This window comes from Marinobacter sp. GH_1 (genome assembly GCF_048595985.1).
Classification (GTDB): Bacteria; Pseudomonadota; Gammaproteobacteria; order Pseudomonadales; family Oleiphilaceae; genus Marinobacter; species Marinobacter shengliensis.
The window spans coordinates 2,083,770-2,104,156 of sequence record NZ_CP184460.1; the positions used below are offsets into that span (position 1 = coordinate 2,083,770).

Annotated in this window: 19 protein-coding genes; 16 read left to right on the forward strand and 3 right to left on the reverse strand. The window is 57.4% G+C overall.

Going from position 1 to position 20,387, the window contains the following annotated elements; genetic code table 11:
• The first annotated feature begins 107 nt into the window (after positions 1 to 107).
• Positions 108 to 722 (forward strand): bifunctional phosphoserine phosphatase/homoserine phosphotransferase ThrH, encoded by a 615-nt coding sequence (gene thrH, locus ACNSOI_RS09465; RefSeq protein ID WP_138436266.1) that lies wholly within the window; start codon positions 108 to 110, stop codon positions 720 to 722.
• 46 nt (positions 723 to 768) lie between these two features.
• On the opposite strand, the gene pabB is transcribed toward thrH, so the two are convergent.
• Positions 769 to 2,130 (reverse strand): aminodeoxychorismate synthase component I, encoded by a 1,362-nt coding sequence (gene pabB, locus ACNSOI_RS09470; RefSeq protein ID WP_420195669.1) that lies wholly within the window; start codon positions 2,128 to 2,130, stop codon positions 769 to 771.
• Positions 2,131 to 2,303: 173 nt separating this feature from the next.
• On the opposite strand from pabB, the gene ACNSOI_RS09475 reads away from it, so the two are divergent.
• Both ACNSOI_RS09475 and ACNSOI_RS09480 read left to right on the forward strand, forming a co-directional pair.
• Positions 2,304 to 2,882, forward strand: coding sequence for a hypothetical protein (locus ACNSOI_RS09475; RefSeq protein WP_152438074.1), 579 nt, complete (start codon positions 2,304 to 2,306; stop codon positions 2,880 to 2,882).
• A gap of 170 nt (positions 2,883 to 3,052) precedes the next feature.
• A complete protein-coding gene (locus ACNSOI_RS09480; protein ID WP_058089693.1) occupies positions 3,053 to 3,865 on the forward strand; it encodes a DUF6160 family protein in 813 nt (270 codons plus the stop codon).
• A gap of 137 nt (positions 3,866 to 4,002) precedes the next feature.
• Here ACNSOI_RS09480 and ACNSOI_RS09485 read toward each other — a convergent pair whose 3' ends face one another.
• Positions 4,003 to 4,617, reverse strand: coding sequence for a hypothetical protein (locus ACNSOI_RS09485; protein ID WP_354443433.1), 615 nt, complete (start codon positions 4,615 to 4,617; stop codon positions 4,003 to 4,005).
• Positions 4,618 to 4,854: 237 nt separating this feature from the next.
• Between ACNSOI_RS09485 and ACNSOI_RS09490 the strand changes: the two genes are divergently transcribed.
• The 10 genes from ACNSOI_RS09490 to ACNSOI_RS09535 all read left to right on the forward strand — a co-directional run bounded on the left by ACNSOI_RS09490 (position 4,855) and on the right by ACNSOI_RS09535 (position 15,807).
• Entirely contained in the window at positions 4,855 to 5,880 is a 1,026-nt protein-coding gene (locus tag ACNSOI_RS09490; RefSeq protein WP_420195716.1) for a DUF58 domain-containing protein, read from the forward strand.
• On the forward strand, positions 5,877 to 7,967 hold the full coding sequence (locus tag ACNSOI_RS09495) for a transglutaminase TgpA family protein (RefSeq protein ID WP_138436262.1): 2,091 nt from the start codon (positions 5,877 to 5,879) through the stop codon (positions 7,965 to 7,967). Before ACNSOI_RS09490 ends, ACNSOI_RS09495 begins: the two co-directional genes overlap by 4 nt.
• Positions 7,960 to 8,991 (forward strand): DNA polymerase III subunit delta', encoded by a 1,032-nt coding sequence (holB, locus tag ACNSOI_RS09500; RefSeq protein WP_286255432.1) that lies wholly within the window; start codon positions 7,960 to 7,962, stop codon positions 8,989 to 8,991. Before ACNSOI_RS09495 ends, holB begins: the two co-directional genes overlap by 8 nt.
• 106 nt (positions 8,992 to 9,097) lie before the next feature.
• Positions 9,098 to 9,448 carry a PilZ domain-containing protein gene (locus ACNSOI_RS09505; protein ID WP_058089697.1) on the forward strand — a complete coding sequence of 117 codons (351 nt, stop codon included), beginning with the start codon at positions 9,098 to 9,100 and terminating at the stop codon, positions 9,446 to 9,448.
• Between the two features lie 12 nt (positions 9,449 to 9,460).
• Positions 9,461 to 10,381 carry an alpha/beta fold hydrolase gene (locus ACNSOI_RS09510; protein WP_420195670.1) on the forward strand — a complete coding sequence of 307 codons (921 nt, stop codon included), beginning with the start codon at positions 9,461 to 9,463 and terminating at the stop codon, positions 10,379 to 10,381.
• A complete protein-coding gene (locus ACNSOI_RS09515; RefSeq protein WP_354443442.1) occupies positions 10,374 to 11,285 on the forward strand; it encodes a DUF4892 domain-containing protein in 912 nt (303 codons plus the stop codon). The genes ACNSOI_RS09510 and ACNSOI_RS09515 overlap by 8 nt, the downstream gene beginning before the upstream one ends.
• Before the next feature lie 4 nt (positions 11,286 to 11,289).
• Positions 11,290 to 12,516 carry a patatin-like phospholipase family protein gene (locus ACNSOI_RS09520; protein ID WP_354443444.1) on the forward strand — a complete coding sequence of 409 codons (1,227 nt, stop codon included), beginning with the start codon at positions 11,290 to 11,292 and terminating at the stop codon, positions 12,514 to 12,516.
• Between the two features lie 78 nt (positions 12,517 to 12,594).
• Complete coding sequence (gene prmB / locus ACNSOI_RS09525; RefSeq protein ID WP_138435593.1) at positions 12,595 to 13,500, forward strand: 50S ribosomal protein L3 N(5)-glutamine methyltransferase; 906 nt, start codon at positions 12,595 to 12,597, stop codon at positions 13,498 to 13,500.
• 36 nt (positions 13,501 to 13,536) lie between these two features.
• The gene (gene aroC, locus ACNSOI_RS09530) at positions 13,537 to 14,631 is read left to right on the forward strand and encodes a chorismate synthase (protein ID WP_354443447.1); all 1,095 of its coding nucleotides are present in this window, start codon (positions 13,537 to 13,539) and stop codon (positions 14,629 to 14,631) included.
• Positions 14,632 to 14,661: 30 nt separating this feature from the next.
• A complete protein-coding gene (locus ACNSOI_RS09535) occupies positions 14,662 to 15,807 on the forward strand; it encodes an MFS transporter (RefSeq protein WP_269063775.1) in 1,146 nt (381 codons plus the stop codon).
• On the opposite strand, the gene ACNSOI_RS09540 is transcribed toward ACNSOI_RS09535, so the two are convergent.
• The gene (locus ACNSOI_RS09540) at positions 15,808 to 16,683 is read right to left on the reverse strand and encodes a LysR family transcriptional regulator (protein WP_138435591.1); all 876 of its coding nucleotides are present in this window, start codon (positions 16,681 to 16,683) and stop codon (positions 15,808 to 15,810) included.
• 517 nt (positions 16,684 to 17,200) lie between these two features.
• Between ACNSOI_RS09540 and leuC the strand changes: the two genes are divergently transcribed.
• From leuC to leuB, 3 genes are read left to right on the forward strand one after another with little or no spacing between them, the layout of a single operon-like run.
• Positions 17,201 to 18,619: a 3-isopropylmalate dehydratase large subunit gene (gene leuC / locus ACNSOI_RS09545; RefSeq protein ID WP_061331137.1), complete on the forward strand. Its 1,419-nt coding sequence runs from the start codon at positions 17,201 to 17,203 to the stop codon at positions 18,617 to 18,619.
• Between the two features lie 17 nt (positions 18,620 to 18,636).
• A complete protein-coding gene (gene leuD, locus ACNSOI_RS09550; protein WP_138435589.1) occupies positions 18,637 to 19,284 on the forward strand; it encodes a 3-isopropylmalate dehydratase small subunit in 648 nt (215 codons plus the stop codon).
• 17 nt (positions 19,285 to 19,301) lie between these two features.
• Positions 19,302 to 20,375, forward strand: coding sequence for a 3-isopropylmalate dehydrogenase (gene leuB / locus ACNSOI_RS09555; RefSeq protein WP_072677381.1), 1,074 nt, complete (start codon positions 19,302 to 19,304; stop codon positions 20,373 to 20,375).
• Positions 20,376 to 20,387: the final 12 nt, after the last annotated feature.

Sequence of the window (20,387 nt, forward strand, 5' to 3'; positions counted from 1 at the left end):
GATCCATGGGATTCACGATGCATTCCGGCCAGGATTTTCATATCATACGCCCCAGACAACCCGGGCCTTGTTGGCCCGGCCAATTATGACTTTTTCAGGAGACCGTTGTGGAACTCGCATGTCTTGACCTTGAGGGCGTACTGATCCCGGAAATCTGGATCGCATTTGCAGAAAAAACCGGCATTGAGGAGCTCAAGGCAACCACTCGGGATATTCCTGATTACGATGTGCTGATGAAGCAGCGCCTGCGCATCCTGGACGAGCATGGCTATGGTCTGCCGGAGATTCAGGAAGTGATCAGCACTCTGGACCCACTGCCTGGCGCCCGTGAATTCCTGGACTGGCTGCGTGAGCGCTTCCAGGTGGTGATCCTGTCGGATACCTTCTATGAATTCGCCATGCCACTGATGAAAAAGCTGGGTTATCCGGCACTGCTGTGCCACAAGCTCGAAGTGGCAGAGAATGGTCAGATCACCAACTATCTGCTGCGCCAGCGCGATCCCAAGCGCCAGTCAGTTCGCGCTTTCCAGTTGTTGAATTACCGGGTGATTGCTGCCGGTGATTCCTATAATGACACCACCATGCTGGGCCAGGCCGAAGCCGGTATTCTGTTCCATGCACCGCAGAACGTTATTGACGAGTTCCCGCAGTTCCCTGCAGTGCACAATTTCGATGATCTGCGGCAGGAATTCCTGAAGGCCAGCGCTGTTCACCCGGCCTGATCCTTTGGGGCTCTGACTTGCGCCGCCGCAAGCCTGGTAGCGCAGGTCAGAGTTTCAGCTGCTCCAGAAACCGCATCAGCGGCTGCACTTTTGCCAGGGTTTCCTGGTATTCAGCCTCTGGCTCTGAGTCGGCCACGATGCCACCCCCTCCCCAGCAACTGACTGTCCCGTCCGGCTCGCACAGCAAGGTGCGAATCGCAATACTGCTGTCCAGATTGCCATCAAGACCGTAATAGAACACCGAGCCACAGTAGGGACCCCGCCAGTGGGGCTCCAGTTCGGCAATGATTTCCATGGCGCGGATTTTCGGGGCGCCGGTAATGGAGCCACCGGGGAACGCATCAAATAACGCCTGTAACGGGCTGATGCCAGGTTTTAATTTGGCTCGAATGTGGCTAACCAGGTGATGCACATTGCGGTAAGACTCAAGGGCAAATAACTCATCCACACTGACTGAGCCGGGCAGGGCATGGACGCTGAGGTCGTTACGAAGCAAATCCACGATCATCAGGTTCTCGGCCCGGTCTTTCTCCGAGGCCAGTAGCTCCTGCGCCAAAGCTTCATCCTGTTCAGGGTTCTGACCCCGGGCACGAGTGCCCTTGATGGGGCTGGTTTCAATCACACCTTCGCGAATGGCCAGGAATCGTTCCGGTGATACTGAGACTACCGCGTTACCCCGAAAGCGGAGAAAAGCTGCATAAGGCGTCGGGTTGGCATCGCTGAGCGCGCTGAAGGCGGCCCAGGGGCTGCCCTGGTAGTGCCCCTCAAACGATTGGGACAGATTGGCCTGGTAGCAGTCACCTGACTGAATGTAATGCCTTACCTGATTGACCCTTTGCCGAAAATTGTCGGGTGTTTGTGTTGGGTTGAAATGGTTGGTTATCAACCAGGGCTCATGATCATCGTTAACAGGGTGGTCAAGCCAATCGACCAGCTTTTTTTCCGTGGAGGCGGGCAGTTGGGGGTGGACCCACAGATAGCATGCGCCGCTTTCCAGGTCCTCACTGGCCGTCCACAGGTAAAGCCCGGCGAAAAACAGCGGGTAGCGGAGGTTCCTGGCCAGCCTGTTCAGCCTTGGTTCTCTGGCATAGCCGAACTCGTAGGCAATGCTGCCAACCCAGCCGCCTGCGAGTGGGCAGGGCACCTCGGCATCGGTGATCCCGGGCTGCCGGTAGGTATCTGCCAGCGCCTCCAGATCACCGGCAAGGGTGGGCGTGTCGATTCGTCTATTCGGCGTGCTATCGATGACGGCCTGCTCCACGGCAAGACAGCTGAAACCCCTGGCTTCGCCACGGCCCCCCGAAGGTGCCTGGCTGCCGAGAAAAATAAAGTCCGGTTGCTGTGAGGCGTGGGCGCACAGTCGGTTGTATTGTTGCCGGGTAACAGGCTGGCAGAGAGGAAAGGCCAAGATACCTCCGTTAAAAATTGGAAGAATGATACACGATGCACAAAACGGCCGTTGTCCGATCAGGACAGGCGCTGATCTAATGGTTATACGGAGCCGATCAGCCCGGGGCGTATTTTACCGGGTTTTGACGCCAATGAACTGAAAATCCATAAAACAAGAACGGAAGTTGTCCTATGTCTCGCTTCAGAAAACACGCACTTGCCGCCACGTTCAGTCTGTTTGCCCTGGGTGCGACGCACTCGTTGGCGGAGGGTTTGCCACAAGACGGTCCCTTGTCTGATGGAAAAATTTCGGAGGATGAGTTGGGTGTGGTTATTCTCAGCGCGCAGCAGCAGCTGATTCGGTTGTCGGAGGCGGCAACGAAAGAATATCAGTCAGCCATCTTGGAACCGGGTGCAAATACGCCGAAAGCCTGGATGCTGATGAAGGATGGTGAAACCGTAAAGCGGATCAATATTGATGCTCAGGCTGTTGGCATGCCTGCGGTCGCACAATTAAAGATGTATCGGGCAGCTATTAAGTCGATTGCCCAGCGAGGACAGATAAACGCTGCGGCGATCCTCTACACCGGTAGGGTGAGTGAGGGGAATGAGACGGAAGTTCTGGTGATAGAGCATGAGCATCGTTTGGGCGTGTCCTCAAACAAGGTGATTGGCTATGAGATTCGTAATGGAGCGATTTCCTGGGCTGAGCCGGTCTCTCAGGAGAAACCGTTTGAATGGTTTTACGAGGGTAAAGGCGGAAAGTCCTGAGCAGAATGCGAACTCATCGATACTTGTTTCCAATTGTAAATGTAACGTAAAAGACTGTGAATGGAGTCACGGACTAGGACTGTAAAACAATCTTAAATGGACCTGTGGAGTAAAGGACTTCACTTAAAAAACTCACACAAGAATAAAATGAGTTTCACAAGGAGATAATAATGAAAGGCCTGAAGAAAATTGCTCTGGCAACTGCCGTTGCCGCTATGCCATTCGCTGCTCACGCTGACCTGAAAGCGCTTGACGATACCGCAATGGGTAACGTTACTGGCCAGGCTGGTGTGACCATCGAACTGGAAACCAAAGTCAGCATCGGTCAGTTCGTGTACACCGATGAAGGTAGCTTCACGGTGAACGATATCGTTCTGGGTGGTTCTGGTGTTGCTGGCGGTCCTGGCTCCGATCTGCTGGACGACCTGTACATCGATATCGATGTAGAGGCTGATGGCGACGCAGTCATCTCCGTTCACTCCATCTCCGGCGCCCCGATCGACTGGGGTATGACAGCCAGCTCCATGGAACTGGTTGCAGCTGATGGCAGCGAGAGCACCACGCTGGTTTCCAACCTGAGTGGCTACGGTGCGTTGGGTCAGCTGGACATTCGTGTTGATACCGCGACTGACACCCTGAACCTGGACGTTGCATTCAACGTGCAGCAGATGGACTTCGATGTTGAATTCCTGGGTGTTGGTATCCGTGACATGGCTATCATGGGTGGTAACTTCTTTGAAGAAGTTGCAGCTAACGGCCAGCCAGTTAGCGCAGCCGGTCTTTTCGCTGTTGCTAACGTAGATGTTTATAAAGGCGATGGTCTTGGTGCATCCACTATGACTGACGTCCTGCGTATCGACATCAACGACATCACCATGGACATGTCCATCGGTGCGATCGAGATTGGCGGCGCTTCCATCGGTTCCATCGCCATGGATAACCTGACCATCTCCGACACTCGTCTGGCTGTTTACGGTCACTAATCTGACCTGAACACCTGAGTAGGTGATGAGCGCCCCGCATTGCGGGGCGTTTTTAGTTGGTTAGAAAAAATCTGGCCTAAATAAAACGGCGACCCGAAGCAGGTCGCCGTTTTATTTTTAAAGATGCGGGCTCTGAATCAGCGGTCGGGCACCTGAATGGACAGGTCGAAGCCGCCACCGGGTCTTGGGGTCAGTTGGATCGGCCCTTCGTTGATGCCGTGGGGAATATCAATACGATCAATGCCCGGCGGATTACCAATACTGAAGTTCAGGTTCTGGCCGTCAAAACCAATTCCCAGTTGGTCGTTAAGAAACGTCTGGGTAAAAGGTTCGTCCGGTATTTGTGGCTGCTGACCGAAAATCAGCTGTGGAATCGTCTCGGCAAAATTGGCCGGGGGTTGGGCCCGGGCCAGCTCCTCAGTGGGTAGCAGCAGGGCCCTGCGCAGGAATTCCTCCTCGGCGCTGCTCAAAGCGTCGGACTTGCCATCTTCCATATAGCGCTGGAGCGCTTCGCGGTAGGCTTCCTCTTCGGCTTCACTCAGAACCGGCTCGCCGGGCGAGATGGTCAGCGCCCTGATAATTCGCTGGCGATCCGCTTCGTTTCTTTGCTGGACCCTTGGCACAACTATGACCGCGGAATCCTGAACATAGGTTTCCACCATCTCATCCGATGTCATCGTCTGAACGCCGGCCATGGCCGGAGAGGAGAGAGTGACGGTGATGGCCGTTGCAAGCAGTGTTGGGCGTGTCATGGCATAGCCTCTTGCGTTACCGGATCAGTTGAGGGGCGCGGCTGAGACTACTCTATTCAGTCAATACGCTTCCTTATCGGAGTATTCGGTTTGTCAGACAGTTTTTCAACCGGAAAGTGCCTGGTCTGTGATCAGAATCCGCAGTTGGGCAGTAAAGCTTTATGGGCGGCCGGGTAATGTGGTTTGATGCATGCCGGTAACGGGTGAACTTTTGAGGAAGAATGCGGCCTGATGGGCATGATAACGCGAAAACTCCGGCAACGATGGCAGCACTGGATTAACCGCAGGGTTCCCCGCGGAGACAGCCAGACATTCAGCCAGAAAAACATCTTCATCCTGCCAACCGGTGCTGGGGTGGTTTTTGGTGTTCTGCTTCTGATCATGCTGATCACCGGCATCAATTACCAGAACAGCCTTATTTACCTGCTGACCTTCATTCTCGGGGCCCTGTTCGTCGGTGCCATGCATCAGACCCATCGCAATCTCTCGGGGCTGACGCTCGCCCTTGTTCAGCCCGGCGAGGGCGAGGCCGGGGATGATGTACCGTTTCGATTTCGGATTACCGCTGGCAAGGATAGCGGGCTTGCCATTGCACTGTCGGTTGTGGATTCAAAGCTGGAAGGTGTCCATGTGCCGGCTGGCCAAGCCTTGGACGTCATTTTGCCCATTCCCTCAGCCCATCGTGGTTACCTTCGGCCAGACAAGGTTCGGATTGAAACCCGTTTCCCATTCGGGTTGCTCAAGGCCTGGTCCTGGTTACGCCCGAGTTCGGCCGGCATAGCCTATCCCAGGCCACTGGTTGCGCCGGAGGTAATCAGCCAGGTGGATGACGGCAGTGAGGCCCGCTCTTCCGCGCCTGTGGCCGGTCAGGATAATGCCGACCTTCGGCCCTGGCGTGAAGGGGATCTTAGCCAGAGGGTCATGTGGAAACGGTTTGCCCGCTCCGGGCAGATGGTGGTTGCCGATTGGGAAGGGGAGCAAGGAAGCCCCCACTGGCTGGATTTCAACGCTTTCCCGGGCGCGGATACTGAACTCAGGCTCAGCTATCTGGCCTGGTTGGTGGCCGACCGGCTACAGAAAGGCGCGAAGTTTGGTTTGAACCTGCCGGGGGAGGTCATCGAACCCGACACCGGCCCAATCCATACAGACCGGTGCCTACGGGCGCTGGCGGTCTGGGGCGAAAAGCCGCCGAGAGAGCAGGATGCATTACCGTTTGGTACCCGTAAAAGCGTGGACGGGGCTACGGCGGGAGGCAGTATATGAGCCGCCTGGTCGATGTGCTCCTTGGTAGAAACCGTCGTTCCGAAGTACCGATAGATGCCATTCCTGGCACAGCGCTTCTCTGGCTGATTGGCAGTTTTGCACTGTTACTGTTGCCACAGTGGAACCGGTTACCCTGGTGGCTGATTGCCGCCTGCGTGGTGCTGGCAGGTTGGCGCTGGCTGGCCCAGAGTGGTCGGGTGCGATTGCCGGGGCGCTGGTTGCGGACGGGCATTATGCTGGTGTTGATCGGAGTCTACGTAGGGACTGTTCATGGCCGCTTTACCGTCGATACTGCTGCGTCGTTCTTCGTGTTGGCGGTTGGGCTCAAATGGCTGGAAACCCGCTCCGCCCGAGACTTCTATGTACTGTTTTTTATTCTGGTGTATCTGGCGGCTGTAAACTTCCTGTTCCAACAGGACATCCTGTGGGCCCTGCTGACGTTTGCAGCCATTGCCTGCCTGCTGGTGGGTCTGCAGGTTCTTAACGCGCCAGATCTTCCGGGGTCATTGAAGGCCGGTTGGAAGCGGCTGGGCCTGTTGATGGTGAAAACCCTGCCGGTAGTCGTCCTGTTATTTGTGTTCTTTCCGCGTATGGCGCCGCTATGGAGTGTCCCACTGGTTTCCGGCGAGGCTCGCAGCGGTATCTCCGATACCATGCGCCCCGGCGATATCTCCAATCTGGCCCAGAGCAGTGAGCGGGCGTTCCGCGTGAGTTTTGGTGGTTCGATTCCCGAGTATCGGGATCGCTATTGGCGAGGGCTGATTCTCGATTACCTTGACGGCGAGACATGGCGGCAGCGCGACCGGGAGCCTTTTCAGCGCCCTGGCAGGGTCGCGGTGGATGGCGGCGTGGGGGCATTGGCGAACAATCAGTACGATGTGCTGATGGAGCCCACGGACCAACGATGGGCCTTCTCCCTGGAAAATTCGATTGCGGTCTCGGACAACGTGTTTGACGCAGGGGAGGATCTGTTCCGTTTCCGTCGTCCCGCAGACAGCCCGGTTCGTTACCGATTGGCGATTGCCCCCGGGCAAACCCGGCCGGGTAGTGAGCTCACCCAAGCAGCGCGTCAGCGCTACCTGCAATTGCCTGGCGAAGGAAACCCGCGGGCGCGGGCATTGGCCAGTGAGCTGGCGGGCCAGTATTCCCCGGCCCAGGTGGTTAACGAGCTCATGCAGCGGTTCCGTAACGAGGAATACTATTACACACTGCGGCCACCGGCGATGCCCAACGATGGTGTGGATACCCTGTTGTTTGAGGCGCAGCGCGGGTTCTGTGCCCATTACGCGGGCGCTGCCACCTTTGTATTCCGGGCTGCTGGAATTCCATCCCGTGTGGTGGTGGGTTACCAGGGCGGAGATGCCGGCGCCGGGGGCGATTACCTCATTGTGCGCCAGTACGATGCCCATGCCTGGGTTGAGGTATGGCTGGAAGGTCGGGGCTGGGTTCGGGTTGATCCCACCGCTGCGATTGCTCCTGATCGTATTGAGTTCGGATTGCGGGAGGCGATGGCCGAAGAGGGTTCCTTCCTGGAGAACAACCTGACCTCTCCCCAGCGTTATGGCGATCTGGCGGTTTTGCAGTGGGCGTCACTGCAGCTCGACCGAATAAACTACCACTGGCAGCGTTGGGTGGTGGGCTATCAGGGCCAGAGCCAGATGAACCTGATGTCCCGGCTGCCAGGCGGCATTGGCATGAAGGAGCTTGGCTACATTACCGCCGGGCTGGTTGGCTTTGCCCTTCTTGTGGCCGGGTTGGTGTCGGCGCTTTCAATGACCCGGGGAGCACGTCAGGATGGCTTCAGGCGCGTCGTCGGATCATGGCACCGGCTGTGTGAACAGGCCGGTGTACCTGTGCGCAGTGGCGAAACCCCGGTTGTGCTGGCGGAACGCATGGCCGAGGCCCGGCCATCGGTGGCGGAGTCTGCCCGGATCTTTGCCCGGACAGTGAACAGCCATTACTATAGCTCTGCCTCAACCCGTCAGGCTGATGACGATACACGGCGGCTGAGGCGGCTGCTGAAAACCATGAAGCGTCAACTCAAACGCAATCAGGAAACCGGATCCCGGATGCCGAAACATGACTGACATCGCACAGGAAATGCCCTGGCTGGCCCGCGCCTGGTCGGCAGTGCAAAGCCGACTGGCACAGGACCGCTTGCCCCACGCATTGCTGGTAGTGGGTGAGCGTGGCGTAGGAAAGCGCGCCTGGGCCCAGGCAGTGGCCGGATTGCTGTTGTGTGAAGCACCGGCCAAGTCAGAATCCGGCGCGGCGGTGGCGTGTGGCCATTGCAAGCAGTGTGAGCTGATGGCTGCAGGCAGTCATCCGGATTTGCGGGTTTATGCGCCGGAAAAGTCGCGCATGGTGAAAGTTGACCAGATCCGGGCGCTCTCCACGTTTGCCGTTGCTTCGCCCCAGGTTGGCCACCACAAGGTCGCGATTGTTGACCGGGCAGATCAATTAAACATCAATGCCGCCAATGCGCTGCTGAAAACCCTGGAAGAGCCGTTGCCGGATGTGACTTTGCTGCTGTTGCAGGAGAGCGGCCGGCCGGTCCTGCCGACCATTCGCTCCCGTTGCCAGGCGCTGACCATACCCTTGCCGACAGCAGAGCAGGGTGGGCAATGGCTGGCTGCCCGCGTGGCTGAGCTGGACGAAGCAGGCCGGCCGGGTGCGGAGACCTTGGCCAAAAGCCTGATGCTGGCGGGCAATGCACCACGGTTGGCGCTGGACTATGCCCTGGGAGATTTTCTGCCCCTTCGGGACAAGGCCTTTGAAGCATTCCGGCAGTTTATGAAAGGGCAAATTCCGGTTGGCGAGGCGGCTAAATCCTTCAAGGCCCTTGGCCTTGACGATTCGCTCTGGTTATTTGAAAGCTGGGCCGCGGATCTGGCGCGGGCCAGTGTGGGGGGCGCAGTATCTGACCCGGAAGCGGCGGACATGCTTGGTTATCTGGCAAACAACAATCCGCCGTGGCGGGCTCATCAGCTCCTGGACCTGGTTAGGGAAAGTCGCAGTGCCGCGGTATACAATGCCAGCCCGGAACTGGAGGCCAGCCAGCTTCTGATTGCCTGGCGGGAACTGATGCCAAGGAAGCGGAAAGCAAGCTGAGCTTTCTTCAATTTCAGCTGCTATGATTGTGAAATGTCAGGAAATTCCTGAAGCATTGTGGCAATGTTTAACGACACAAGAACTTCCAGCGTAAAAGGTATGTGATATGGGCCCAGGATTTGGCGCACGCAGCGGCATTCTCACCCTGACCATCAAGGACAAAGCGGTTCTGTACGCCGCCTATATGCCCTACATTCGGCAAGGTGGTCTATTCATTCCTACCCAGAAGCAATATCAGCTCGGAGACGAGGTGTTTTTGCTGCTCAACCTGATGGACGAGCCGGAAAAGATACCCGTGGCGGGTAAAGTGGTGTGGATTACCCCTAAAGGAGCGCAAGGTAACCGTGCGGCAGGTATCGGCGTCCAGTTTAACGGTGACGATGAATCCGCAAGGACCAAGATCGAGTCTTACCTGGCAGGCTCGCTGAGCTCTGATCGCCCAACGCACACCATGTAGGACTCGCCTTGCATGACTGACACTGTGTTACCCGGCAGTGGGCACGACATTCCGGCCGGCTGCCGGGAGGCACGCTGGCCGCTCGATAACCTGACCCTTGCCGGCCTGACCTGGCATACTGACCCCTCGCACGAAGTTCGCTCCCCCATACTTATGGTGCACGGCTGGCTTGATAACGCCATGACATTCGCCCGGTTGGCACCAGCGCTGGCCACCGATGCCAGTGTTCACGCAATCGACATGGCCGGTCATGGCCATTCGGGGCATCGACCACCGGGCTATGGTTACTGGCTGATGGACTATGTGGCAGACCTCAGTGAATTGATTGGCCATCATTTTCCGGAAAGCGAACGGTACCCCCTTGATCTGGTGGGCCATTCGCTGGGTGGTATCGTTTGTGCCCTGTATGCGGCAGCTTTCCCTGAGAGGGTGAGGCGGCTGGTGATGATTGACAGTCTGGGTGCCCTGAGCCGCCCCGCCAAGGAAACCATCCCCCAGTTGCGCCGGGCCTTGCAGAAAAGACGGAACGGATCGTCACCTCCGGCGGTCTATCCCGATGTGGCGACGGCGGCGAGGATCCGTGAGGGCGGGCTCAGCCCGTTGAGCGCGGAGGCCGCAGCATTGCTGGTGCCCAGAAACATGCGGGCTGAAGGAGATGGCTTTGTCTGGCGCACTGATGCACGGCTAAGACACCCCACGCCTTTAATGATGACCGAAGAGCAGGTTCATGCCTCACTGGCCGCCATCCGGACGCCAACCCTGTTCGTAAGAGCGTCTGAAGGGTTGTTGGCCAGCCGTGGCGGATTGGACAAACGTGCAGAGCTGATACCCGATCTGACGACAGTGGACGTTCCCGGGGGGCACCATTGTCACCTGGATGGTGACACCAAGCCGGTTGCACATGCTATAAAAAGGTTTCTATTCAATGAATAATCGTGCTGTTGTAATGAAACTCCGGAGCCTGTTGGCGGCTGCTTTGCTGGCTTGCGGTTCAGTGGCGTCAGCATCGGAGCTTGGCGAGCCATTGGAGAAGTTCGCCCAGTCGAGCCTTCAGTCGGCGCTGGACATTCGGTCGTCCGGACACCTCGTGCTTATGAGCCCGGTTCGCGAAATACGCGGAGAGATCCGCTCGGATGTCATGGCCAGGCTGCCGGTGAACGGCAAGGGTCAGTTATTCGAAATCAACCGGGATGCTAGCCGTAGGGCCGCACAGGAACACTACCGGCGAGAGCTTCAGGCGCGAGGCGGCCAGATCCTTTTTGAATGTTCCGGAGTGGCCTGCGGCCGAAGCAACGTCTGGGCAAACCAGATTTTTGAGCAACCCAGACTCCTCGGCCGGGATCAGGACCAGGACTACTTCGTCGGTGCCGTGGCAGATGTTGATGGCAACCGATGGTTGACCCTGGTGTACACCGTTACCCGTGGCAATCAGCGTGAATATGTGTGGGTTGAACACCTCCAGGTAGCAGCCGGGGCGGACATTCCCGGCTTTCAGGCGTCTGCTGCACGACTGCTGGGCCCCATTATTGTGCCCTGGCAGGGCGGTGTTACCCATCGGTTTGACCTGTCGACTACGGATCGCCGGCGGCTGGGAGAGTGGGCGGCAGAGGAGGGCGCCGAGGTGGTGCTTGCCGCGTTTTCTTCGCTGGAAAATGATGAAACCCTGAATGATTCGATCGCAAGGGCGGAAAGGGCTGCGGGCGCCCTGGCCGACGTGCTGGCGAAATCCGGAGTTTCCCGGGAGCAGGTCCGCACCCTGGCTATCGGGCCGGGGGTTCAGGTAGCGGACCCTAACCGCACGGGTGACCGCATCGAAATCCTGGTAATCAAGAGGTAAGGGAATGTCCGGGGACAACAAGCCAGACAACCAACAGGTCGGCAGTGAGCAAGTGCCTGCGGAGGATGGTGTCAGCAAAGTATTGGCAAGTTCTGACGTATCGCCGGCCGAAGCTCCGGCCAATACTGCACGCAAGCCCTCGCAAACCGGAAACGGCAAAACGGTCGCCTTGACCCTCGGTAGTGGCGGTGCCCGGGGTTACGCCCATATTGGCGCCATTGAGGTACTGCAGGAGCGGGGTTACAACATTATCGCGATCTCGGGCTGTTCCATGGGCGCCCTGATCGGCGGTATGTACGCGGCTGGCAAGATGAAGGAATACAAGGACTGGGTGACCGGGCTTGGCCAGTTCGATGTCCTTAAACTGCTTGACGTTACCTTCACCTCGGTCGGCGCTATTCGGGGAGAGAAGGTCTTCTCGGTGGTCCGTGACATTCTGGGCGATACCCGGATCGAAGACTTGCCCATTGCGTTTACTGCGGTTGCCACCGATCTCCTTGCCCACAAGGAAATCTGGTTTCAGGAAGGGCCGCTGGATCGCGCCATCCGGGCATCCATTGCCATCCCGAGTGTTGTGACGCCTCTGGTGCTGGATGGCAGGGTGCTGGTAGACGGTGCATTGCTGAATCCCCTGCCGATTATCCCGACGATCTCTGCCCACGCCGATTTGATCATGGCCGTCAACCTGAGTGGCGAGGATGAACAGCCAAGGCGAATTCCCGATGCGGCATTTGCCGATGAAGACTCCGGCAGCGATATGGATGAATGGGTCGACGCCATCCGGGATAAAGCCTCCCGTTGGTTTGACTGGGATGCCATTAAATCCCTGACCTCAAGGAAACTCGATACCGGGGAATCTCCCGAAGAAAAGATCACCCGGGAGATGGCGAAAAAGCATAAAGAGAAGGATTTGAAAGCCCGGCATGAGGAGCCCGAGAAAGCCGCTCATCACCAGAAACGGGATGACCACGAGACCATTGACTGGGACAAGCTGGGCATTGGTAAATTTGATGTGATGAACCTGACCATCGAAACCATGCAGAGTGCTCTGGTTCAATACAAGATTGCCGGGTATCCGCCTGATCTCCTGGTTAATATCCCCAAGAATGCCAGCCGAAGTTACGATTATCACAAGGCCCCGGAGCTGATTCAGTTGGGCCGGGAGCGTATGGCTGCCGCACTGGACCGGTTTGAGCAAAGCCGCAGCAGTTCCGGCCCGTTGGCCCTTTAATCTGTGTGTGGGCTGCAGGCCTGTGCTTAATAGGCGTATAATGCCGCGCTACATTAGCCTGACCAGGAAGACGTTTTTGTGACCAGTCCAGTTGACGATCTACACACCATCCGGGACTTTCTGCGCTACGCCGCGTCACGGTTTGCGGCATCGCCGTTGTATTTCGGGCATGGTACCGACAACGTGTGGGATGAAGCCGTGCAGCTGGTTTTACGCAGTGTCCACCTGCCATTGGAAAACAACAATGTGTTCCTGGATGCGCGCCTGGTGCGCACAGAGCGCGAACTGATTGTTGAGCGCATCGAGCGCCGCATTAATGAGCGCGTACCAATCGCCTACCTTCTGGGCGAAGGCTGGTTTATGGGTATGCCGTTCAACATTGATGAGCGGGTGCTGGTTCCCCGGTCGCCGATTGGCGAGCTGCTGGAGAATGGCCTGCAGCCCTGGTTGGGGAGCCAGCCCGTTCAACGGATACTGGATTTGTGCACGGGCAGCGGTTGTATCGGTATCGGCGCGGCCACCGTCTTTGATGAAGCCGAGGTTGATCTGTCTGATATTTCCGAGGCCGCCCTCGAAGTGGCGGACTCAAATATCGAGTTGCATGGCCTGGAAGGTCGGGTTCAGACCATCCGTTCGGACGTGTTTGAGAACATCGAAGGCCGTTACGACGTGATCCTCAGCAATCCGCCCTACGTGGATGCTGAAGACATGGCAGACATGCCTGAAGAGTACCGTCACGAACCCGAGTTGGGTCTGGCCGCGGGTAAAGATGGCCTTGATATCGCTCATCGTATTATTGCCGGGGCTGCGGAGCACCTTACCGAGAACGGTTTGTTAATCGTGGAAGTGGGCAACTCCTGGGGTGCCATGGATGATGCCTATCCGGACCTGCCGCTTACCTGGCTGGAATTTGATAGCGGCGGCGATGGCGTGTTTCTGGTAACGGCTGCTGACCTGCGCGAATGGCAGGTCAGAAACAGTTAAAAAATATTTTGTAAAACCTTTATAAAGTGCTGAATTATGTCGGGAAATACATTTGGTAAACTGTTCACCGTAACCACATTCGGTGAGAGCCATGGGGCTGCTCTGGGGTGCATTATCGATGGCTGCCCTCCGGGCCTTGAACTATCAGAAGCCGATATGCAGAAGGATCTGGACCGCCGCAAGCCTGGGACTTCCCGCCACACCACGCAGCGGCGTGAGGCGGATGAAGTGCGCATTCTCTCTGGTGTGTTCGAGGGTAAAACCACCGGGACGCCGATTGGCCTGATCATCGAGAACACCGACCAGCGCTCCAAGGATTACTCCAAGATTTCCGAACAGTTTCGTCCGGCGCACGCCGACTACACCTACACGCATAAGTATGGTGTACGGGATTATCGGGGTGGTGGCCGGTCATCGGCCCGCGAAACGGCCATGCGTGTTGCCGCCGGCGCGGTCGCCCGAAAGTTTCTTGAGCAGCGTCTGGGCATTCGCATTCGTGGCTACCTGTCTCAGCTTGGGCCGATCAAGGCGGAAAAGCACGATTGGGATCAGGTGCACCAGAACCCCTTCTTCTGTCCGGACGCCGACAAGGTGCCAGAAATGGAAGCCTATATGGATGCCCTGCGCAAAGAAGGGGATTCCATCGGTGCCCGCATTAACGTCGTCGCTGATGGTTTGCCGCCGGGACTGGGTGAGCCGATTTTTGATCGGTTGGACGCAGACTTGGCCCACGCACTGATGAGCATCAACGCGGTAAAGGGAGTGGAAATCGGCGCCGGGTTTGGCTGCATTGATCAGAAAGGCACTGAACACCGGGATGAAATGACGCCGGAAGGGTTTTTGTCCAATCACGCTGGCGGCGTGCTCGGCGGGATTTCCTCCGGCCAGCCGATTGTTGCCAGCATTGCGTTAAAGCCCACATCCAGTCTGCGTTTGCCGGGCCGGAGTATTGATGTGCATGGTAATCCGGTTGAGGTGATTACTACCGGTCGCCACGATCCCTGTGTGGGCATTCGCGCCACGCCTATCGCCGAGGCCATGATGGCCATCGTGTTGATGGACCATTACCTGCGCCACCGGGGGCAGAATGGCGATGTGGAAGTGAGCACACCCGTCATCGGTCAGCTTTGATCAAACGGAGGCGTCACCATCTACTGGCGGCTGTCTAACCTCTACTTCTGGTTCTTCGCCCTCCTTGGAGGGCTTTTGCCTTATTGGTCCCTTTATCTGGAGGGCCAGGGCTTTTCCTATCTGCAAATCGCCACTCTGATGGCGACCATTCAGCTCACCAAGATTGTCGCGCCCAGTGTCTGGGGCTGGCTGGGGGATCGTTCCGGCCAGCGGGTGCGATTGGTCCGGTTTGGCGCCATTACCGGGTCGCTGTTCTTTGCCGGTGTGTTCATGGAACCCGGGTTCTATGGCCTGCTTCTGGTGATGCTGGCTTTTACCTTCTTCTGGAACGCGATCCTGCCACTTTACGAAGTGATTACCCTGCGGGCACTTGGCACGAGGAAAGACAAGTACGGCAAGGTTCGGCTCTGGGGCTCGGTGGGTTTTATCGGTGCCGTGGCTGTCGTGGGAGCCATTTTGGAGTGGGTTCCGGTCAGTTATCTGCCCTGGCTGCTGTTGCCCGTCTTTGCAGGCATCGCCGTATCGGCGTTTCTGGTGCCTGCGGAGCGGGGCGAGCGTAAACCGCCGGCTCCGAAAGGCAGCCTGAAAGCCATCATCACCCATCCGGCTGTTATTGCTTTCTTCCTGATGAACTTCCTGCTGCAGGTATCTCACGGTGCCTACTACACCTTCTTCAGTATTCATCTGGAACAACATGGATACGGCAAGCTGTCGATTGGCTTGCTCTGGTCACTGGGTGTGCTGGCGGAAATAGGACTGTTTCTGGTGATGCACCGGTTGTCGCATCGGTTCAGTGTGCGCCAGATTGTTATCGGGGCTCTGTTCCTGACCATGATTCGCTGGATACTCATTGCCGAACTGACCATGGTCGTGCCCATACTTATCTTCGCCCAGCTGCTTCACGCAGCGTCCTACGGTGCGTTGCATGCGATTTCTGTGCAATACATTCAGGGGTTCTTTGGCAAGCACCACCATGGCCAGGGGCAGGCCTTGTACAGCGGCCTGACCTTTGGTGCCGGCGGTGCCCTCGGCGCCTGGATGTCCGGTTTCCTGGTGGAAGGAATCAGTACCTCCGCGGCATTCTGGGGCGGTGCGTTCGCCATGGCCATCGCCATTGTCGTGACCTGGCGCGGTTTACAGCCAATGCCTGTGCCGGACGACCACTCTGGTCATTGATTAGCAGCCGATCTCTTCAGCCTCGACAATCTCAAGCAGTGCCCGGGCACCGTTGCTCAATTGCCGGCCACTCAGGGCCACCGCGCCAAGTACCCGGGAAACCGGGTGTCCAACGTCAAGTACCCGAAGACTGTTGTCCAGCATGCTCACCGGCAGCACACTCCAGCCCAGGCCGACACTGGTCATCATTTTGATGGTTTCCAGGTAGTTTGTGGGCATCAAGGGTTTCAGTGGCTGGTTCGCTTCCAGAAACAATCGGCTGACCACCCGGTAGGTCGCAGTACTGGTGTCCGGCAGCAGGGCCGGGTGTTGGGCAAGGTCTGCCAGCCGTGGGTGTTTCAGTTGTGCCAGCGGATGCTCCGCGCCAATTACAAAGGCCATCGGGTCTGGCCATTGCACCAGAATGCGGAATTCCGGGTTCATGCTGTCGCTGAGGGTGACGAACGCGATCTCGGCGTTACGCTTGTTCATCTGGTGGTAGGCGGCGTCGGATTCCATGAACTGAAGGTCCAGCGTTACTTGTGGGTATTCGCGGCGGTAGCGCCTTAACCAGTTTGGCAGGTGGTGCAGGCCGATGTGGTGGCTGGCAATGAGCTGGAGCTCGCCTTCGATGGTGTCGGCGTTTGGGCTGAGGGCGAGGCGGGCGTTGTGTATTTCGTCGAGGATCTTGCGTGCGTGGGGCAGTAGTCTGGCGCCGGCTTCGGTGACGCGGATTTCCCGGTTGCTTCGGTCGATGAGTTTGGTGCCAAGCTGGGTTTCGAGGGCGGCGAGGCGTTTGCTGATCGCCGGTTGTGTCAGGTGCAGCGTTTCGGCGGCTTCTGAGAAGGAGCCCTGGTCGACTATGGTCAGGAAGGCTTTCAGGGAGTTTGCGTCCATTTTTGTTGTCCCGCCTCTGGTTGGGATAGGCCTTTGGTTCTGTGGCAGGTCCCGGCTTGCGGGGCACCTTTCCAAAAAACGCTACGAGCACATCCCTGTGCGCTTCGCTCCGGCCATCCATGGCCTACGAGATTTTTGGAAAGGTGCCCCGCAAGCCGGAACTCCAGCTTTGGGTTACAGCCGATCGATTCATTGGTTCTAAAGAAACCCCGATTATTGTCCGGGGCGCGACTGGGCGGGAAGGCTTTTCAAAACCGTTGAGGGCCATGGACGGCCCGAAACGAGCCCACATGGACGTGCTTGTAGGCGTGTTTTGAAAAGCCTTCCCGCCCAGTTGCGCCTGACACCAAACTTGGGGGATTCGTTCGAGCCAAGAACCGTCCATGCGTAATCTTAATAGTATGCCTTTCGGGAATGCAAAGAATGAAAAACATGAATTGAGGTTATTCGGGCGCAAAGAGTAAGATAGACGAACTGAGAGCATAAACAGAAACCCCCAGAGAGTGAGAGAGCAACCATGGCGGGCAAGACTTTATACGACAAGTTGTGGGACGACCATTTGGTCAAACAGCGGGACGATGGCTCCGCGTTGATCTACATCGACCGGCAGTTGCTGCACGAAGTGACGTCGCCGCAGGCGTTTGAAGGTCTGCGCCTGGCCAACCGCAAGCCCTGGCGGATTGATGCCAACATCGCGACGCCGGATCATAACGTGCCGACCACCGATCGTGACAAAGGCATCGACGGTATTGTTGACCCGGTGTCACGCACCCAGGTGGAGACTCTGGACAAGAACTGCGACGAGTTCGGGATTCTGGAATTCAAGATCAAAGACCAGCGCCAGGGCATTGTGCACGTGATCGGGCCGGAGCAGGGGGCAACCTTGCCGGGTATGAGCATTGTCTGTGGTGACTCCCACACCTCTACCCACGGCGCCTTTGGTTGCCTGGCTCATGGTATCGGTACTTCTGAAGTTGAGCACGTGCTGGCGACCCAGTGCCTGGTTCAGAAGAAAATGAAGAACATGCTGGTGAAGGTGAACGGCAAGCTTGGCGCGGGTGTGACCGGTAAGGATGTGGTTCTGGCCATCATCGGCAAGATCGGCACCGCTGGCGGTACCGGTTACGCCATCGAGTTCGGTGGTGAGGCGATTCGTGGCCTGAGCATGGAAGGCCGGATGACCATCTGCAACATGGCCATCGAAGGCGGTGCCCGCGTGGGCATGGTGGCGGTGGACGACATCACCATTGACTACGTGAAAGGCCGTCCGTTCTCGCCAAAAGGCGAAACGTGGGACAAGGCGGTTGAGTACTGGCGCACCTTGCACAGCGATGACGATGCGGTATTCGACAAGGTGGTTGAGCTGGACGGTGCCGCCATCAAGCCGCAAGTAAGCTGGGGTACGTCTCCGGAGATGGTGACCGGTGTTGATGGCAATGTGCCGGACCCGGCGAAGGAAGAAGACCCGATCAAGCGTGAAGGCATTGTTCGCGCGCTTAAATACATGGGGCTGCAGCCGAACCAGAAGATTACCGACATCCAGCTGGACCGGGTGTTTATCGGTTCCTGCACCAACAGCCGCATTGAAGACTTACGCGAAGCTGCGGCCGTGGTGAAAGGCCGCAAGGTGGCCGCCAGCCTGAAACAGGCGATGGTTGTGCCGGGTTCTGGTCTGGTGAAAGCCCAGGCAGAACAGGAAGGTCTGGACAAGATCTTCATCGAGGCGGGCCTGGAATGGCGTGATCCCGGTTGTTCCATGTGTCTGGCCATGAACGCCGACAAGCTGGGGCAGGGCGAGCATTGTGCGTCCACGTCCAATCGGAACTTCGAGGGCCGTCAGGGCTTTGGTGGGCGTACCCACCTGGTGAGCCCGGCGATGGCGGCGGCGGCAGCCGTGTCTGGCCATTTTGTTGATGTTCGTGAGTTGTTGAACTGATCCACAGGAGAGAGACCATGCGCGCATTTACGCAACACCAGGGTATTGTTGCCCCCATGGACCGTTCCAATGTGGATACGGACATGATCATTCCCAAGCAGTTTTTGAAGTCGATCAAGCGCACGGGCTTTGGCCCGAACCTGTTTGATGAGCTGCGGTATCTGGATGAAGGCAAGCCGGATCAGGACTGTTCCAATCGCCCCGTGAACCCGGATTTCGTTCTGAACCAGGAACGATACAAGAGCGCCAGTGTGCTGTTGGCTCGCAGAAACTTCGGTTGCGGTTCCAGTCGGGAGCATGCCCCGTGGGCGCTGGATGATTTCGGCTTCCGGGTGATTATTGCCCCGAGCTTTGCCGATATTTTCTACAATAACTGCTTTAAGAATGGCCTGTTACCCATTGTCCTGGATGAAGAAATAGTTGATAAGCTGTTTCAGGAGACCGAGGCTAACGAAGGCTATGAATTAACGGTGGACCTGGAAGCTCAGACAGTAACGACCCCCTCTGGTGAGTCTTACAGTTTTGATGTCGATAATTTCCGTCGTCACTGTCTGCTCAATGGCCTTGATGATATCGGTGTGACCCTTGAAGATGCCGATGCCATTCGCGCCTACGAAGATGCTCGCCGCCAGACTGCCCCCTGGTTGTTTAACGCTGGAAACTGATAAACAAGGATTTTGATATGTCCCGTAATGTGTTGCTTCTGCCGGGTGACGGCATTGGTCCGGAGATTGTTGCTGAAGCGGAAAAGGTTCTGAACAAGGTCAATGATCAGTTCAATCTTGGCCTGACCTTTGACAAGGCTCTGGTGGGTGGTGCGGCGATCGATGCCACGGACTCGCCGCTGCCGGACGAAACCCTGGAGAAGGCGCGCAATGCCGACGCCATTCTGCTGGGTGCCGTCGGCGGTCCTCAGTGGGATAGCCTGCCGATGGCCAAGCGCCCGGAGAAGGGCTTGCTGGGTTTGCGGTCCAACCTTCAGCTGTTCGCCAACCTGCGCCCTGCCATCCTGTACCCGCAATTGGCCTCCGCTTCTTCCCTGAAGCCGGAAGTGGTTTCTGGCCTGGATATCCTGATCGTGCGCGAGCTGACCGGCGGTATCTATTTTGGGCAGCCCCGCGGTGTACGCGAGCTGGAGAATGGTGAACGCCAGGGCTACAACACCTATCAATACACTGAGTCCGAGATTCGCCGCATCGGCCGCGTCGCCTTTGAGGCAGCCCAACAGCGTGGCAAGAAGCTGTGCTCAGTAGACAAGGCCAACGTACTGGAAGTAACCGTGCTGTGGCGCGAAGTCATGGAAGATCTGAAGCGGGAATACCCGGATGTCGAGTTGTCCCACATGTACGTGGATAACGCCGCCATGCAGCTGGTGCGCGCACCCAAGCAATTCGATGTGATTGTGACTGGTAACATGTTTGGTGATATTCTTTCTGACGAAGCGGCTATGCTCACCGGCTCCATCGGCATGTTGCCGTCGGCGTCGCTGAACTCTGAAAAGCAGGGCATGTACGAGCCTTGCCACGGTTCGGCGCCGGATATTGCCGGGCAGGGCATTGCCAACCCGTTGGCCACCATCATCAGTGCAGCCATGATGCTGCGTTATAGCCTGAATGAGGAAAAAGCCGCAGAAGCGATTGAAGCGGCGGTCAGCAAGGTACTGGATCAGGGGCTGCGCACCGCAGACATCATGTCAGACGGTGGTAAGAAGGTTTCAACCCGGGAAATGGGTGAAGCTGTTCTCAATGCGCTTTGAGTCAGCCCTGAT